Source organism: Burkholderia dolosa (assembly GCF_902499135.1).
Taxonomy (GTDB): Bacteria; Pseudomonadota; Gammaproteobacteria; order Burkholderiales; family Burkholderiaceae; genus Burkholderia; species Burkholderia dolosa.
In genome coordinates, this window is the sequence record NZ_CABVPR010000004.1 from 23,571 (window position 1) to 40,318 (window position 16,748).

A 16,748-nucleotide genomic window follows, 5' to 3' on the forward strand; every position below is an offset into this window, starting at 1 on the left:
GTCCTAGTTCTGTACCGTGCGCATGTCGCCGATGAAAATCAGCAGGCGGCTCGCCATGCTGCGCGCGACATACGGCAGGCCCGACAAGTCGACGCCATTCGAGCACACCATCACGTTCTTGCCCGATTCGCCGGGAAACAGGTAATCGCGATCGGCCTTCGATACCAGCACCGACAGATCGAAGTCGTCGACGATCGTACGCTCGTAGTCGAGTAGACGTTTCGCCTCGATCGCGAACACGCGCGACTTGATTCCGCGCGCGTTCCTGAGCTGCTTGACGCGGCTGTAGTTCAGCGAGATCGCATCGGTCATTTCGAGCACGCGCGGCTTGTCCGACTTGCGCACGTACTCGGCGCAGCGCACGAGATGCACGAACACGCCGTCGTGCGACGGCAGCAGCCGGGAAACGGCGGCCGCAAACGCACGACTGCGGTAGTACGCGACCTGCAGCGGCGTGCGCGTGGGCAACGCGAGCAACGTGTTGACGTACGAACGCGCTCGCGACAAATAGATCCGTTCGACGCGATCGAATACACCGTCGTCAGGCAACGCTGCGTGCATGTCTTCCGGCGTATCGCACAGGCTCAGCAACGTCAGCGAGTAATGGCGGGACAGCTCCTTGCAGAGGTGATAGATCCGCAACTTGTCGCCGCCGATCACCGGGTATGGAAACCGCGGAGTCAGCACCAGCAGCTTCTTCTTGTCGCGACTCATGCCAGACGTGCCCAGAAATCCTGAATCGACGGACGAACCGCCGATTCCGAGTAAGTACGCGCGCGGTCCATGCCCGCGCCGGCGGCGATCTGAAACCGTGCGTCGTCGCGCCATACGTTGCGGATCTGTTCCGCGATGTCTTCCACCGAATACGGATCGAACTGCAGTGCGCACTCGCCGACGATCTCCGGCATCGACGTCGTATTGCTGCATGCGACCGGCGTGCATGACGCCATCGCTTCCAGCAGCGGAATGCCGAACCCTTCGAACAACGAAGCAAACACAAACGCCTTGGCATGCCGATACTGCTCGCGCAATTCGTCGCGCGAAACATAACCGAGCAATTCGACGGCGCCAGCCACGCCGAGCGCATCGGCGCGTGCAAGAAAATGTGCGTGATGCTCGGGCTTGATTCCGGCAATTCTCAACGACGCGTCATCGCCGAGCGCCGGCTTGGCGATCGCGAACGCCTGCAACAGCCGATCGACGTTTTTGCTCGGCACTTCGCCGGCGACCGTGAACAGGTACGGCCGACGCTGTGCGCGGCTCAACGGCGCCACAAACCAGTCGTCGGAAATCGTGCATGGAATGACATGCACCTCGGCTTCGCGCAGCCCGAACGTCTGCACCAGCTCCCGTTGCGTGAAGCGCGACACGGTCAACACGACGTCGGCCCGGCGTGCAAGCTGCGGCACCACATGCCTGCGGTAGACGCGCCCGGCGGTCTGATACAACGATCTCGCCGGCGGCAGCTCGCTCCACGGCTTCATGTAGATCAGGTCGTGAATCACCGTGATCAGCCGTGTACTGCCCGTGGACCGTACGGGCCCGGTGTTGTACGGGCACAGCAGATAGTCGAGCTTCTGCTCGCGACACAGGCGCGGCAATTCGACCTGCTCCCACCACGGAAAGAAGCCGCTCCCTTCGCTGATGCACGGCCATTCGTCCGTGGTCACGCCGCTCGGCGCGAGACCGAGCATCGATGTACCGACCGGCGCGACCAATTGGCGCGCGAATCGTCCCATGCCGCGGTAGTTGCCGACCATCCATGTGATGTCCACACCGAGCTTCACGCTGCGCTCCTCGATGCGAGACCGATCGCCGACGACGGGATCCGCGCATCCGAGCCGAAACCAACCTTCACGCACGCCCTCCGCCAAACATCCAGCGCAGCGTGCTTTCCAGCGGAATATCGTCGAGCGGCCCAATGGCGGCCTGCAGCCGCGCGCAATTGCCCTGCAATCGGCGCACCTCGTTCGCGCGCACGAAAGCAGGATTCACGCGCACTTCGATCTGGTAGCCGGCGATCTGCCCCATCATCGCGATCACTGCCCTGAGCGACACCGCGCGACCGGAGCACACGTTGAACACACCGCCGGCCGGCGCAAGCTGCAGCAGGCGGCAATACGCATCCACCACGCGGCGCACGTCCGAAAAATCGCGTTCGACGTCGATATTGCCGAGTTCGATCACGCGCTCGCCGCGCTGAAAATGATCGACGATCTTCGGCAGCAGGAATTGCGGCGACTGCCCGACACCGGTGTAGTTGAACGGACGCGCCACGACGATCGGCAACTTGTCGCACCAGAGGCGCGCCATGTACTCCATTGCCAGCTTGCTCACCGCGTAGTCGTTCGCGGGATTCGGCTCGACCGATTCGTCGATGATCTCGACCGCCGCATTGCCGTAGATGTTGGCGCTGCTCGTCAGCAAAACGGCGCGCGGACGATTCTCCAGATCCGCGAGCGCTGCCAGCAGGTTCCGCGAGCCGACCACATTGGTGCGATAGATCGCGTCCGCATCGCCGTGCGCGACGAACGAAACCGCGGCGAGATGCACGACGACGTCCGGCTGCACGTCCGCGACGACCTTTGCCAGCTCCGCGCGGTCGCACAGGTCGACCCGGTACATGCCAGCGCCTGTCGTCTCGGAACCGTGCGTCGTGCCGAACACGCGATAGCCGGCCGCTTGCAGCGACTTCGCGAGATAGTCGCCGGTAAAGCCGCCGAGCCCCGTCACCAGGGCACGCGGGACGTCAGAACGAGAAGCCGCGTTCATTGCGTCGCAAATCCGCTTCAACCATCATCGCGCACAGCTGCTCGAGCGTCGTCTGCGGCTCCCAGCCGAGCTTCTGCTTCGCTTTTTCCGGATTGCCGATCAGCAGATCGACTTCAGCCGGCCGATGGAACTTCGGATTGACGCGGACGACGGTCTTGCCGGTCGCGACATCCACCGCGATTTCCTGCTCGTTGCTGCCCTTGAACTCGAGGTCGACGCCGGCCGCCTTGAACGCCATGCTGACGAAATCGCGCACGGTCTCGGTACGGTTGGTCGCAAGCACGTAGGTATCCGGCTCGTCGGCCTGCAGCATGCGCCACATGCCTTCGACGTATTCCTTCGCGAAGCCCCAGTCGCGCTTCGCATCCATGTTGCCGAGTTCGAGCACGTCGAGCTGACCGAGCTTGATCTTCGCAACCGAGTCGGTGATCTTGCGCGTGACGAATTCACGGCCGCGCAGCGGCGACTCGTGGTTGAAGAGGATCCCGCTGCAACCGAAGATGTCGTAGCTTTCGCGGTAGTTCACCGTGATCCAGTGCGCGTACAGCTTCGCCACGCCATACGGGCTGCGCGGATAGAACGGCGTCGATTCGATCTGCGGGATCGCCTGCACTTTGCCGAACATTTCCGACGTGCTCGCCTGGTAGAAGCGGATCTTCGGGTTGACGATGCGAATCGCTTCGAGCAGGTTCAGCGGACCGATGCCGGTGATTTCCGCCGTGGTGACCGGCTGATCGAACGACACGCCGACGAAGCTCTGCGCCGCCAGGTTGTAAACCTCCGTGGCGCCGGTCGTCTGCAGCAGGCGGATGCTCGCGGACAGATCGGTCAGGTCGTATTCGACCAGATGCAGGTTCGGGTGCTTGGCGATGCCCAGCTCTTCGATGCGCCAGAAATTCACCGAACTGGTACGGCGGTAGGTGCCGTAGACCGTGTAGCCTTTGTCGAGCAGCAACTGGGCCAAATAAGCACCGTCTTGTCCGGTGATGCCGGTGATGATGGAAGTTTTGTCAGACATAATCGCCCTGCTTTAAGAATACGCTTTATTGCGCGTGAGAATTTTTGCCAGGTGGCGCGCACTCTGCGCCCACGTCAGAAACGGCATGCCGCGAGACGAAGGCTCCTGCTGTTTCGCCCGAAGCTCCAGCCATGCGTTGATCTCGGTGGCCAGATCATGCCCTTGTTGCGCGGAAAAATAAAATGCATGCTCGCGCGCTACTTCACGAAATACCGGCAGATCGCGCGCAATGATCGCCAGTCCATGCTGTGCAGCCTCGATCAGCGGCAAGCCGAAACCTTCGCCATAGGACGCCGCGATCAGGCACGAACTTGCGTCGTAGATTTTCTCCAGATAATCGTCCGACGCGTTTTCCAGCCAGAACAAGCGACGCCCCTGTTGCGCGTGCGCCCGCAACCGCCCGACCAGATCCTCGACCATCCATCCTTGCCGTCCCACGAAGACGAGGTTGACGTTCTGATTGTCGCGCCACAGATGCTCGAACGCGTCCAGCACCTGCGCATGTCCCTTGCGCGGCTCCAGGGTGCCCACCATCAGAAACGTCGGGCAACTACGCAGTTGCTGAAGCACCTTGCCGCCGTCGCGCGGAATTTCCGAAGACGCCGGGAAGTTCTCGATATCCGCACCCAGGTGGAACCAGTCGATCTCGAACGAGCGCGCGCGCTCGGGTGCGTGCTTCTCGATCCATGACGACAGATCCGTGGCCACCGCCTGCGAAATGCACAATGCTCCGTCGCTTTCCGCCACGACGTCCAGCCAGCCCGTAAAGCCGTCGGCGGCGCCAGGAACAAAATACTGCGGAAGCAGCACGCACAGCAAATCGTAGACGACGAACTTGACCTGCACGCCCTGCAATCGCAGGTTTTGATAAAACGCCCGCTGCGCGGGGACGACGCGCGGCTGCAGATCCAGACCGACGAACACGTCTCCTGCCGCATAGTCGATCGGCTCGTCCTGCAGCCAGCCATCGTCGAATCCCATCATCCGCATCGTAAATTCACGCGCATAGCGATAGGAATCCGTGGTCGTCGCATATACCGGCTCCACGCGAAAACCGTCGGGCGGAGAGTCCAGCCACTCCTTCAGCAGGTTGCGCACCACGCGCTGAATCCCACTGCGGGCATCCACCTGCACGAGCTCGGAGATATCGACGAGCAATTGCCGCTTGTTGTTACGCGGAACGAAACTCTTCGCGACGGTCAACGCCCACGTGCGCGACTCGTCGTCGCTGGTCCGGCCGGCCCGCTGCGCGATCGCGCGCGTCAGTACGAGCGGATTCGCGGCGGCCTGGAGATAGAACCGCTCGATCGCCTCGCGATACTGTTCCGCGCAGACGTCGGCGGCATGGGCGCTTACGATGATGTCCCGTGCGCGCGCGCCCATCCGTTCGCGTCGCGCCGAATCCGAACGCAACGTTTCCAGTGCTTCGATCAGTTGCTCGTCGGTGAACTCGTCCGGCAGCATCCACACGGCCTCGGGATCCAGATCCGCCATGCTTCCGTTGGCATTGGCGATCGTCGCCTTGCCGTAATTCATGCAGTCGAGCACGGCTGCCGACGTCTCGCCGCGCGACAGCGTGCGCAACTGGACGCCGACATCCACAGCCGCGAGGTACTGGCGGAACAACTGCGCGTCGGCCCATCCGGTGATGCGGACACGCCCCTTCTGACCCATCTGCCGAATACTGCGCGCAAGTTCCTCGCCATATTCGGTCGGCTGATTTTCGCCGACAAAGACCAGTTGGCAAGCCGGATCGCGCGCGAGCGACGATCGGCTCCATGCACGCAGCAACCGATGATTGAGCTTGGACGGCCCGAGCGCGCCGAACGCGCATACCAGGAAGTCGTTCTTGCCGATTCCCAGCGCCTCGCGGGCGTCTTCGCTGCCCGACACGGTGGCCGCACCGCGCATAAGCGGAATCACGGTCCAGTCGGTCGTGTCCCCGCCGTACCAATGACGCGCCAATCGCAGCGAATTCGGCGAGTGAACGATCAGACCCAAGGCTTTCTGGATCACGCCGAGGCTGCACGGATACTCCCAGATGGCGTCGGCGATATCCTCTTTCAGGTGCCGCGCCGTCAGACCGACATACCCATGTGCGTCATACAGCGCCCTGGACCAACCGTCGGGACGATTTCCGTGAATCGCCATGTGCGCGAGGATGCCCGACAGAAAGAAATCGTGCAGCACGACCACACCCGGCACGGTTTCCAGCAACGGGAACATGTACTCGTGAAACGCCGAGTTCCCGAAATGATAGAGCACGCGATCGTAGGAACCCGCATGCTTGCGCAGCCACGCCGGCGTTTTGATCGAAACGTGCTCGAGCTGGACGGACTGAGCTTCTTCCGCTTCATTCGAGTCGACGATCACGTCGATTTCGTAAAAGCGCGCCAGTTCCGGCAGCAATTCCGCGCTGTAATCGGCAATCCCGGTGCGAGCCGGCGGCAATGGCGACACGTAGGCCAGCCTTGGCCGCCGCGGCTCGACTTCCGGCTCGCGCGACTCGGCGAGCCACGCGTCGCGTCGTCGCTCCATCGCGTCGAGCGCGCAGCGCCCGCTGCGGTCCCATGAGAACTTCGCGGCCTGACGCTTACCGTGTTCGACCAGTGCGTGACGATAGTCGTCGTCCGTCAGACCGCGCTGCATATGCTGCGCAATCGCTTCATCGGAGCGGGGATCGAACAAAGCGTCGTCCCAGCCGATCACCTCCGGAACGCTCGACGTATTCGCGCCGATCACGGGCGCGCCGCAGCGCATCGCCTCCAGCACCGGCAAACCGAAACCTTCGTGCCACGAAGGAAAAACGAACAAGCGGCACAGGTTGTAAAGTGACAGCAGATCCTCGTCGGGCACGAATCCCGTGCATACGACGTCCGTCGCGTCCAGTCCGACCTGCCGCGCCAGACGCGTCAACGCGTCACGGCTCGCCGGCTGAATCGAGCAAACGATCGCCAACTGGTGCGACTTGCGCAATGCGGGCGGCAACAGCGCAAAAGCGCGAATCATGCCCTCGACGTTCTTCCGATGGTCGATGCCACCGGTATAGAGCACGAACGGTTTCGTCAGCCCGTACTTGTTCCGCAATGCCGCTTCGCGCTCGGCAGCGATCTGCTCCGGACGAAACCACGCGTCGACATCGGCGGACATGTTGACCGACCACTCCGGTGCGAGACCGAGATGCTCGATTCCCTCGGAGCGAGACGACTCGGATATGGCCAACCACAAATCGGCGCGTCGAAGCTGTTCGATTTTCCCGAGGTACCAGTCCTTGAAGACAGGGTTCTCGAGATACGGCTTCGCATAGAGGTACGGGATCAGGTCGTACAGCGTGACCGCGACCGGAACATTCTTCTGAAGCGCGTGGATGCTGGTGACCGAATCGTCGCCGAAGCCTTCGAAGTGGCTCGCGATATAAATGAAATCCGGCCGCAGGCTCGTCAGAAACGCTTCATAGGTCAGTTCGCTCGCCTGGCGGCGCCACAGGTTGGCGCGGTCGGCGTGAGCGACGGGCCCGGCGGCATACCAGACGCGGATGTTCTGCTTCGGAAGCAATGCTTCGAACTGCTCGCGCAGGATTCGGGCGGACTCCTCGAACAGCCCGTTCAGCGCGAGTACGATTTCATGGTCGCCGCGATTCCGGATCATCGCCTTGACGATGGACTCGGTGTAGCGGCCCACGCCCCGGTTACGCGAATTGAGGCTCTGCGCCCCCTGCATGTCGACAACGATACGCATTTATTCGATATCCCCATTTTCATGCGCGAAGACGGACTTCAGTGCCATGTATGCTTCGCGCGCGCGGGGCGTCAAACCGTCATCGTCGACGGGCTTTCTTCGCATCGACTGCATCGGCGCGCCAACGATGATCCGAACGAGCCGCTGCTTCACGCCGGGCATCGAGCCCAGCAGTCGCACTGCCAATCGTCGCAGGCGGGGATTGCGATTGACGTACGCGACGCTCGTGAAAAGCACGCGCCTGATGCCGGATTTGCACGCGCCCTTCGCGCCACGCGCGTACGTTATCGCATTGCGCATGGGCGCGGTGACACGCCAGGATGTGCTGCCGTAGACGGCCTGCAATTGCTCGGCCGTGGCCCGGGCTGCGTCGTGGGCTCGCGTCAGCTCGCCGTTCACTTTCGACAAGTCGCGCCGAAGCTGCCCGAGTTCGCCCTGCGCTCGCCCCAGTTCGTCACGGACTTGCGTCAGCTCGCCGCGCGTGCGTGTCAATTCGTCGTGGACCGCACCCAGTTCGCTGTGAAGTCGCGCCATTTCGTGCTGCGTGTGCTGGACCTGTTCGGCAACCATCTCATGTTCGCGCGCGCCGCCTTCCTCGAAACGCGCAGCAAGCTCGACCAGGGACAGCCCGTAATCGGCAGCGAACGCTTCGTCGAAAAGGGCAGCCTGTTCTTCGCTGCCCGATTTCTGGGCAACAATCGCGTAATCCGGACTTACGCCGCCCAGCACATCGAGAAGCTGAACCCGCGCGCCGGCGTCCTGCAACGCAGGGTTTTGTTGCAGCCGAAGCAACTTGACCCTTGCAAATCCGGCATGCTCGGCGACAAAACTCAGCAATTCCGAAGGAATCGGGTGTTGGTGGCTCGGGTCCAGATAGAAATTGCAGCCTGCGACGACAATGTTTTCCGGGTTCGGCGTTTCGAGAATCAACAGCCCGCCCGGCTTGAGCACGCGCAACGCTTCGCCGACGATCGTTCGAACCTGTTCGAACGACACGTGCTCGACAACATGAAAAGCCGAAACAAGGACATGACTATTCGAATCGAGCGCGGCAAGGTGCGCGATAGCGTCACCCTGAAATGCCGGCAGACCTCGCTCCCGACAGGCTTCGAGCATATCGGCATCGAGATCCACGCCGATCGGGCTGAACCCCGCTTCGACCATCAACTCCAGCCATTCGCCGCGACCGCAGCCCAGGTCGAGCGTCTTCCCGCCCGGGTGGAGCGTCGCCAGAGGCGCAATGAACGGCTGGTATTTCGCCAGTCGGCTTTTGATCAGCTCCCTTGCGCCTCGGTGCTGATCTTCGAACGCGCGATAAAAGCTATCCACTACGGCAAACTCCTCACCGTCGTCTGCAGCCACGCCACACCGACGAAATTGGCCATCCGTGGCAGGCGGAGCCGGGGACGGCCCGGCCGCGTGCCACGGATATCGATGGACGCGTTCCGGGCGCGGCTGGCGATTTCCATGAACCTCCACGGCAACCTACGTACATACCGGTGGATGCTGTACGCAAAGCTGTTGCCGATACCAGACAGCCGCGCATGCATGACACGCGACAAGATCATCATCGATTGCGGACGGCCCGGGCCGCGCCAAGCAGGAAATCCCGCTTGACGCTTCCCGCGATGAAGTATCGATAGCTCCAAAGGATGCTCGGCATTCCAGGCATCAAGCCCGCCCGTACACGTCCTGGAAGCGAACGATGTCGTCTTCTCCGAGATATTCGCCGCTCTGCACCTCGATCATCACGAGGTCCAGCACGCCGGGGTTCTCGAGACGATGCTTGTGACCGGCCGGAATGTACGTCGATTCATTCGTTCGAACGAAGATCTCCTGATCGCCGTTGACGACCTTCGCCATCCCGCACACGACGATCCAGTGCTCGCTGCGATGATGGTGCATCTGCAGGCTGAGACTCGCACCCGGCTTGACTTCGATGCGCTTGATCTTGAAGCGCGGCCCTTCCTCCAGCACCGTGTAGGTGCCCCACGGGCGGCTCACGGTGCGATGCAGCTTGTACGCATCGTGATTCTGCTTCTTCAGCCGTGCGACGACCTGCTTCACGTCCTGCGCGCGATCCGGATGCGCAACCAGCAGCGCGTCCGGCGTATCGATGATCATCAGATCGGCCACGCCGACTGCCGCCACGACGCGATCCGGGCTCTGCACGTAGGTATTGCGGCTATCGACGAAGATCGCTTCGCCGACGGCCCGGTTGCTGTCCTGGTCCGGCGCGACCAGTTCGCGTACGGCACCCCACGACCCGATGTCGCTCCAGCCGAAACTCGACGGCACCACCACCACTTTCGACGAGCGCTCCATCACTGCATAGTCGATCGAGATGTCGGGCATCTTCTGGAACGACTCGGCCGGGAGCTCGAGCATCTGCGCGGATCCGTTGTCCGATTGCAGCGACGCCCAACATGCGTCGGCGGCCGCCGCGACGTCCGGCGCGTGACGCGCCATCTCGTCGAGAATGACGCCCGCCTTGAAGCAGAACATGCCCGAATTCCACAGGTAGTTGCCCGCCGCAACATACTCGGCGGCCTTCGCCGCATCGGGCTTCTCGACGAAGCGCAGCGCAACGCGGCCGTCTCCGACTCGCTCGCCGGCCTCGATGTACCCGAAGCCCGTATCCGGGCTCGTCGGTACGATGCCGAACGTGACGAGCTTGTCCTGCTTCGCCAGTTCGACCGCGCTCGCGACGGCGGCCGAGAAACCTTGCTGATCCTGCACCAGATGATCGGCTGCCAGCACCAGCATCAGCGCATCGCGGCCGTACTTCTGCGCCACATGATGCGCCGCCATCGCCACCGCAGGCGCGGTGTTGCGACCGGTCGGCTCGAGCATGAATACACCGGACTGCTGATTGCCGAGCGCGGCATAACCGAACTCGTCCTTGCTCATGAAGTAGTAGTCGCGGTTCGTGACCGTCAGCAGTTCCCCGCGTTGCGACTCGGCATCGTCGGCAACGACCGCTGCCGCGCGACGATAGGTCTTCACGAGCAGGCTGTCGCCATCGGCAAGCTTCATGAACGGCTTGGGATGCCCTTCGCGGGACACCGGCCAGAGTCGGGTGCCAGCACCACCGGACAGGATGACGGGGATTAACATCACATTCACTCCAGAGATTGAGTATCCGTCGGCAAGGTCGAGGCCTTCGCCATTTGCATCAATACACCGCCGGCATCGGTCACTGCACTCGTACCGGACCGAAACCGGAAATTATAGCCGCCGAACGACCCGGGGCGGCCGGAACGACCGCCGCAGAAGGCACGGACGCTCGCACGGGCAACCGCCGCGCATATCGCCCGACGCGCACGTCGCGACGATTCGTCATTCGCTCAGGCACAGCTGCAGCGCACTGCGCCAATCCGGCATTTGCAAGCCGAATGTTTCCGTCAGCTTCTCCAATGCCAGCCTCGAATTGGCCGGCCGCTTCGCGGGCGTCGGATAATCGTCCGACGAAATCGGCACGACGCTCGGCCGATGCGGGGCCATCGCGAATATCGCCTCGGCAAAGCCGCACCAGGAGGTCGCCCCGGCAGCAGTCAAGTGGTAGACACCGGACCGGCGCGCCCACCAGTCGGTGTCGGCCGATGCCGCGCGCTGGGCGACGATGTGCGACGTCGCGGCGGCAATGGTCCTGGCCCACGTCGGCGCGCCGATCTGATCCGCGACGACCCGCAATTCGGGACGCTCGGCGCCGAGCTTCAGCATCGTCAGCAGGAAGTTTCTGCCACGCCGCCCATATACCCAACTCGTTCGCAAGATCAAATGCGCGCAGCCCGTCGCGGCGATCGCGTGTTCGCCGTCGAGCTTCGTCGCGCCGTACGCATTCAGCGGATTCGTCGCATCGGTTTCAACGTACGGTTCAGCTTTCGTACCGTCGAACACATAATCGGTCGAATAGTGAATCAGCGTGCTGCCGCTGCGCGCCGCCTCTTCGGCGAAGACGCGCGGCACGTCGACGTTCAGGCGTCGCGCGAGTTCGATTTCGCTCTCGGCCTTGTCCACCGCCGTATAGGCGGCCGGATTCACGATCAGCGACGGCTTCAGATCCCTGACGAAAGCGCGCACACGGTCGAGATCGGAAAGATCGAGCATCGACCGGTCGCACGGCACCACTCGGCCGAGCCCCTGCAGCGCGCGCAACAATTCGAAGCCGACCTGGCCGGTCACGCCGGTCACGAGAATCGTCGACTTCCGGCTTGCATCCTGTCTCAAGCGTAGACCTCGGCTTCACTGAGTCGGACGCCCGCGGCGTCTTTGGCGGCCAGTAACGGTTCCACATCGACCGGCCACTCGATCCCGATCTCCGGATCGTTCCACACGATACAGCGCTCGTATTCGGGATACCAGTAGTCGGTCGTCTTGTACAGGAACTGCGCAGCGTCGGACAACACGACGAAGCCGTGCGCGAAACCGGGTGGAATCCACAGCTGCCGATGATTCTCCTCCGACAGCACGACGCCGACCCACTGGCCGAAATTCGGCGAACGCTTGCGGATGTCGACCGCGACGTCGAAGACCTCGCCCTGCACGACGCGCACGAGTTTCCCCTGTGCATGCCGAACCTGGTAGTGCAAGCCGCGCAGCACGCCCTTCGCCGACAGCGAATGATTGTCCTGCACGAACTCGACGCCGGCCGCCACGTGCTCGGCGAACTCGCGCGCATTGAAGCTCTCGTAGAAATAGCCGCGTGCATCGCCGAACACCTTCGGCTCGATGATCTTGACTTCCGGCAGCGCCGTCGCCGTTACTTGAATTGCCATGCGACCTGATCCGAAAGAACGTGTTCGAGATAGCGTCCGTAGCTGTTCTTGGCCAGCGGCACGGCAAGCTTGCGCAGTTGATCCGCGTCGATCCACTGCCTGCGGTACGCGATTTCTTCAGGACACGCAACGACGAGCCCCTGACGCTTCTGCAACGTCGCGATGAACGTCGCCGCGTCGATCAGCGAATCGTGCGTGCCGGTATCGAGCCATGCATAGCCGCGCCCCATGATCTCGACATCGAGCTTGCCGTCGGCGAGATAGCGCGAATTCACGTCGGTGATCTCGAGTTCGCCGCGCGCGGACGGCTTGATGTCGGCGGCGATCCCGCACACCTGGTTGTCGTAGAAGTACAGGCCGGTCACCGCATAGTTCGAGCGCGGCACGGCCGGCTTTTCCTCGATCGACACCGCGCGAAATTTCTCGTCGAATTCGACGACGCCGTAACGCTCGGGATCCTGCACGTGATACGCGAACACGGTCGCGCCGGACTCCTTCGCGTTCGCGCGCTCCAGCTGTTTCGCCAGATCGTGCCCGTAGAAGATGTTGTCGCCGAGGATCAGCGCCGACGGATCGTTCCCGATGAAATCCTTGCCGATGATGAACGCCTGCGCGAGCCCGTCCGGCGACGGCTGCACCGCATAGCGGATATTCATCCCCCACTGGCTGCCGTCGCCGAGCATCGCCTCGAAGCGCGGCGTATCCTGCGGCGTCGAAATGATCAAGATGTCGCGGATGCCGGCCACCATCAGCGTGGATAGCGGATAGTAGATCATCGGCTTGTCGTATACCGGCAGCAGCTGCTTCGATACGACATGCGTGATCGGATACAGCCGCGTGCCCGAGCCGCCCGCGAGAATGATGCCTTTACGTGCCATCGACCATGCCCTCAAGCGCGTTGCGCGTAGTTCGTCTCGACCCACTTCCGATATTCGCCCGACACGACGTCGTCGACCCACGCCTGATTGTCGAGATACCAGCGGACAGTCTTGGCCAGCCCCGTCTCGAACGTCTCCACGGGCTTCCATCCCAGTTCGCGCTCGAGCTTGCGCGCATCGATCGCGTAGCGGCGATCATGGCCGGGACGATCCGTCACGTAGGTAATCTGGTCGCGATAGGAGCCCGTCGCCTTCGGACGCGTGCTGTCGAGCAGATCGCATAGCGTATGCACGACGTCGAGGTTCTTCTTCTCGTTCCAGCCGCCGACGTTGTACGTCTCGCCCGGCACGCCGCGCGCAAGCACCTCGCGAATGGCGCTGCAATGGTCGCCGACGTACAGCCAGTCGCGCACGTTCTGGCCGTCGCCGTAGACCGGCAGCGGTTTGCCCGCAAGCGCGTTCGCGATCATCAGCGGAATCAGCTTCTCGGGAAACTGATAGGGGCCGTAGTTGTTCGAGCAGTTCGTCGTAAGGGTCGGCAGCCCGTACGTATGGTGATAGGCGCGCACCAGATGATCGGAGCCGGCCTTCGTCGCCGAGTACGGGCTGTTCGGCGCGTACGGCGTCGTTTCGGAAAATTGCGGATCCGTCGCGGACAGCGAGCCGAACACCTCGTCGGTCGACACATGCAGGAAGCGGAATCCGCCCTTGTCGGCATCGCCGAGCCCGTTCCAGTGCGCGCGCGCGGCTTCTAGCAGCGTGAACGTACCGACGACATTGGTCTGCACGAAATCGGCCGGACCGTGGATCGAACGATCGACGTGGCTTTCGGCGGCGAAGTGCACGACGGCGCGCGGCGTGTGCTCGGCAAACAGCGCGTCGAGCGCCGCACGATCGCAAATGTCGGCACGCACAAACACATGCCTCCGATCATCGTTCAGCGACTGCAGCGTGCGCAGATTGCCCGCATAGGTCAGCTTGTCGACATTGAGCACGGGCTCGTCGTTGTGATGCAGCCAGTCGAGTACGAAGTTGGCGCCGATAAAACCCGCACCGCCCGTCACCAGGATCATGAAACTCTCTCTCGAAATATGCGCGACGCCCGCTCGGGCGTTCGCCGCATGGCACATGCGGGTAGCAACGCCCCGGGGAGCCACGTCAGGCCCGGATTTTAACCGGTCGCCGCAGGGATCAAAGTCAAGAATGCGAATTTTGCGACGCAACATGGAATTATAAGAATCGCAGGGGGCGAGAGCCATGCCGTTAACAACTCGAAACAGCGCTGGCCGGAACCGGCCGGAGCGTTGGCCGAATCGGATACATCTCGGGGACGGATCGTCATAGCGCCCCATATCGAGATACGCGCAACCGTATGACACCATCGTGACGTCAGCCGTGGCAAACGCGTTTGGAGTTTCCGCAAACATAATGAGATACTTGCGGGTTCGAGGATGCGCCGAGCCGCACCGCTGTCCATCGGACATCGTCGACGCATTTCAGACACAGGCATGCTGGGACGACCTCGTTTGAAGTTCGAAGGTCCAGACACGCCGGATCAGGATTTCCCTAATGAGAAAAAATCTGAGGCTTGGCGTTGACGTCGACGTCGCCTTTGCATCAACGCCGGAACGAGGCGCTGCCATCCATTACGCGGCAGCGGCAGAAGGTACGCCCCCGCACGCCGCGCGCACGGGCGACGGCGGCACGATCGAGTCGACGCACGCGGCGCATCCCGGCATCCGGCAACGCGTGAAGGCGCTGCTGCGCCCGCTGGCGCAAACCGCATACAGGCTTCTGAAACCGGGCATCCGGCCAATCGCGCTCAGGGCGCGACGGTATCTGATCGCAGAATTGCAGCAGGAGATCCGTCAGGAAATTCAACACTCGCTGGCAGCCAACCTGAACAAGCTGCAGGAGGTCCACCACCTGCTCCGTCAGGACGTGCTCGCGTCGCGGGCGGCCCTCCATCAGGAACTGCAGCAAGCGACAGCTCATATGGTGCAGGAGCTGCAGAAGGTACGGCCGTCGCTTCACGGAGATGGTTCGACTGCCCGGGAGCTGGTCCGCGAAATCGGTCCCGCCCTGAGCCGCATCGAGACTTACAGCCATGCGACCGCCCGCCGCGTCGCGGTGAACTGCGGCAATGGCGCCGTGCTCGTCAAGACGGAAGCCGGCTTCGTGCTTTGCGGGGAGAACGATCACGCGCTGCTGGCCTGCCTCGTCGACACCGGCGAGCTGGAGCGCGGCACGCGGCTGCTGATCGAGAAGTTTCTTCGGCCGGGGGATTGCTTCATCGACGTCGGCGCGAATATCGGACTGCATACGCTTGCGGCCGCGCGATCGATGCAAGGTCAAGGGAAGATCATCGCATTCGAACCGTTCGGGCCGACGAAGGCGCTGCTCGAACGGTCCGTCTGGATGAACGGCTTCTCGTCGCTGGTAGAGATTCATCAGGCCGCCGTCTCGAACGAGACCGGCCATCACAAGCTGTTTCTGGGCGCGACGAGCGGCCACCACTCTCTTTTTCCGCTGGACGGGAGCACGAGTACCCACACCGAGCCGGTCGAAGTGTCCGTGGTCAGAATTGACGACGTCGTTCCGGCAACCCAGAAGGTCGACCTTCTGAAAATCGACGCGGAAGGCGCCGAACTTCAAGTCATGGAATCCGCAGCGGGCCTCATCGAGCGCAATGCCGAACTCGCGATCATCGTCGAGTTCGGCCCCGCGCACCTCGAGCGAACCGGCGTCGCGCCCGGCGACTGGTTGAAAGCGTTCGCGGCACGGGGTCTGCAATATCGGGCGATCGACAGCGTCTCCGGCAAGCTGGAGCACTGGGACATGGAAAAACTGCTTGCATGCGATTCGATCAATTTGCTTTTCGGTCGGAAAGATGCGGGCGTTTGGAGAAGGTTGGACGCATGACACAGGAAATTGTTGTCGTTGGCGCCGGCGGACACGCGAAGGTCTGCATCGAGTTGCTTCAGGCAATGGGCGAACGCGTCGCTTATTGCATTGGCGGAGAGGACAGTCCGAAGCAATGCGTCGGCGTGCCGGTGCTCAACGGTGACGAAAATCTCGAAGCCCTGAGCCGCGAAGGGTACGCGCGTGCGTTCATCGCCATTGGCGCCAACAAACTCCGCGACAAGCTCGCGACGCTCGCGCTGAGCCACGGTTACACGCTCGTCAACGCGATCAGCCCGTCGGCGACGATTTCTCCGAGCGCAACGATCGGTTCGGGTGTCGCGATCATGGCCGGAGCCGTGATCAACGCAGAGGCGAGCATTGGCGACCTGTCGATCATCAATACCGGCGCCACGGTCGATCACGATTGCCGGATCGGGCGCGCGGTACATATCGCGCCGCAAAGTGCTCTCGCCGGCAATGTCGTCGTCGGAGACCGCGCATTTCTCGGCATCGGTACGAAAGTCATTCCCGAAATGGTCATTGGTGAGCAAGCGATCATCGGCGCCGGCGGCGTTGTGGTCAGCAATATTGCGGATGGGTGCACCGCCGTCGGCGTGCCTGCCAGGCAAATAAAGTAAGAGGAACAGCGAATATGCAGCG

At 62.4% G+C, this 16,748-nt stretch carries 13 protein-coding genes; 2 read left to right on the top strand and 11 right to left on the bottom strand.

Annotation, left to right across the window (positions count from 1 at the left end; translation table 11 throughout):
- Positions 1 to 3: 3 nt before the first annotated feature.
- The 11 genes from BUB20358_RS28185 to rfbB all read right to left on the bottom strand — a co-directional run bounded on the left by BUB20358_RS28185 (position 4) and on the right by rfbB (position 14,257).
- The gene (locus tag BUB20358_RS28185) at positions 4 to 714 is read right to left on the bottom strand and encodes a hypothetical protein (protein ID WP_223473314.1); all 711 of its coding nucleotides are present in this window, start codon (positions 712 to 714) and stop codon (positions 4 to 6) included.
- A complete protein-coding gene (locus BUB20358_RS03065; RefSeq protein WP_035973413.1) occupies positions 711 to 1,787 on the bottom strand; it encodes a glycosyltransferase family 4 protein in 1,077 nt (358 codons plus the stop codon). Before BUB20358_RS03065 ends, BUB20358_RS28185 begins: the two co-directional genes overlap by 4 nt.
- 67 nt (positions 1,788 to 1,854) lie before the next feature.
- On the bottom strand, positions 1,855 to 2,772 hold the full coding sequence (locus tag BUB20358_RS03070; RefSeq protein ID WP_006765002.1) for an NAD-dependent epimerase/dehydratase family protein: 918 nt from the start codon (positions 2,770 to 2,772) through the stop codon (positions 1,855 to 1,857).
- A complete protein-coding gene (gmd, locus tag BUB20358_RS03075) occupies positions 2,750 to 3,790 on the bottom strand; it encodes a GDP-mannose 4,6-dehydratase (RefSeq protein ID WP_006765003.1) in 1,041 nt (346 codons plus the stop codon). Before gmd ends, BUB20358_RS03070 begins: the two co-directional genes overlap by 23 nt.
- A gap of 12 nt (positions 3,791 to 3,802) precedes the next feature.
- A complete protein-coding gene (locus BUB20358_RS03080; protein WP_035972937.1) occupies positions 3,803 to 7,528 on the bottom strand; it encodes a glycosyltransferase in 3,726 nt (1,241 codons plus the stop codon).
- The gene (locus BUB20358_RS03085) at positions 7,529 to 8,857 is read right to left on the bottom strand and encodes a class I SAM-dependent methyltransferase (RefSeq protein ID WP_045552536.1); all 1,329 of its coding nucleotides are present in this window, start codon (positions 8,855 to 8,857) and stop codon (positions 7,529 to 7,531) included. It lies immediately after the preceding gene.
- A 342-nt stretch (positions 8,858 to 9,199) separates the two neighbouring features.
- A complete protein-coding gene (locus BUB20358_RS03090; protein ID WP_006765006.1) occupies positions 9,200 to 10,645 on the bottom strand; it encodes a mannose-1-phosphate guanylyltransferase/mannose-6-phosphate isomerase in 1,446 nt (481 codons plus the stop codon).
- A gap of 222 nt (positions 10,646 to 10,867) precedes the next feature.
- The gene (gene rfbD, locus BUB20358_RS03095) at positions 10,868 to 11,758 is read right to left on the bottom strand and encodes a dTDP-4-dehydrorhamnose reductase (protein WP_035972940.1); all 891 of its coding nucleotides are present in this window, start codon (positions 11,756 to 11,758) and stop codon (positions 10,868 to 10,870) included.
- Entirely contained in the window at positions 11,755 to 12,306 is a 552-nt protein-coding gene (gene rfbC / locus BUB20358_RS03100) for a dTDP-4-dehydrorhamnose 3,5-epimerase (RefSeq protein WP_035972942.1), read from the bottom strand. Before rfbC ends, rfbD begins: the two co-directional genes overlap by 4 nt.
- Entirely contained in the window at positions 12,291 to 13,184 is an 894-nt protein-coding gene (gene rfbA, locus BUB20358_RS03105; protein ID WP_035972943.1) for a glucose-1-phosphate thymidylyltransferase RfbA, read from the bottom strand. Before rfbA ends, rfbC begins: the two co-directional genes overlap by 16 nt.
- An 11-nt stretch (positions 13,185 to 13,195) precedes the next feature.
- The gene (gene rfbB / locus BUB20358_RS03110) at positions 13,196 to 14,257 is read right to left on the bottom strand and encodes a dTDP-glucose 4,6-dehydratase (protein WP_006765010.1); all 1,062 of its coding nucleotides are present in this window, start codon (positions 14,255 to 14,257) and stop codon (positions 13,196 to 13,198) included.
- A 496-nt stretch (positions 14,258 to 14,753) separates the two neighbouring features.
- Between rfbB and BUB20358_RS03115 the strand changes: the two genes are divergently transcribed.
- Entirely contained in the window at positions 14,754 to 16,106 is a 1,353-nt protein-coding gene (locus BUB20358_RS03115) for an FkbM family methyltransferase (protein WP_081293608.1), read from the top strand.
- Positions 16,103 to 16,726, top strand: a complete 624-nt coding sequence (locus BUB20358_RS03120; protein ID WP_035973415.1) for an acetyltransferase — start codon at positions 16,103 to 16,105, stop codon at positions 16,724 to 16,726. The genes BUB20358_RS03115 and BUB20358_RS03120 overlap by 4 nt, the downstream gene beginning before the upstream one ends.
- The last annotated feature ends 22 nt before the right edge of the window (positions 16,727 to 16,748 follow it).

Coding starts and splice junctions, on each gene's coding strand:
- BUB20358_RS28185 (WP_223473314.1), bottom strand. CDS start 714: ATGAGTCGCGACAAGAAGAAGCTGCTGGTGCTGACTCCGCGGTTTCCA.
- BUB20358_RS03070 (WP_006765002.1), bottom strand. CDS start 2,772: ATGAACGCGGCTTCTCGTTCTGACGTCCCGCGTGCCCTGGTGACGGGG.
- gmd (WP_006765003.1), bottom strand. CDS start 3,790: ATGTCTGACAAAACTTCCATCATCACCGGCATCACCGGACAAGACGGT.
- BUB20358_RS03080 (WP_035972937.1), bottom strand. CDS start 7,528: ATGCGTATCGTTGTCGACATGCAGGGGGCGCAGAGCCTCAATTCGCGT.
- BUB20358_RS03090 (WP_006765006.1), bottom strand. CDS start 10,645: ATGTTAATCCCCGTCATCCTGTCCGGTGGTGCTGGCACCCGACTCTGG.
- rfbC (WP_035972942.1), bottom strand. CDS start 12,306: ATGGCAATTCAAGTAACGGCGACGGCGCTGCCGGAAGTCAAGATCATC.
- rfbA (WP_035972943.1), bottom strand. CDS start 13,184: ATGGCACGTAAAGGCATCATTCTCGCGGGCGGCTCGGGCACGCGGCTG.
- rfbB (WP_006765010.1), bottom strand. CDS start 14,257: ATGATCCTGGTGACGGGCGGTGCGGGTTTTATCGGCGCCAACTTCGTA.
- BUB20358_RS03115 (WP_081293608.1), top strand. CDS start 14,754: ATGAGAAAAAATCTGAGGCTTGGCGTTGACGTCGACGTCGCCTTTGCA.
- BUB20358_RS03120 (WP_035973415.1), top strand. CDS start 16,103: ATGACACAGGAAATTGTTGTCGTTGGCGCCGGCGGACACGCGAAGGTC.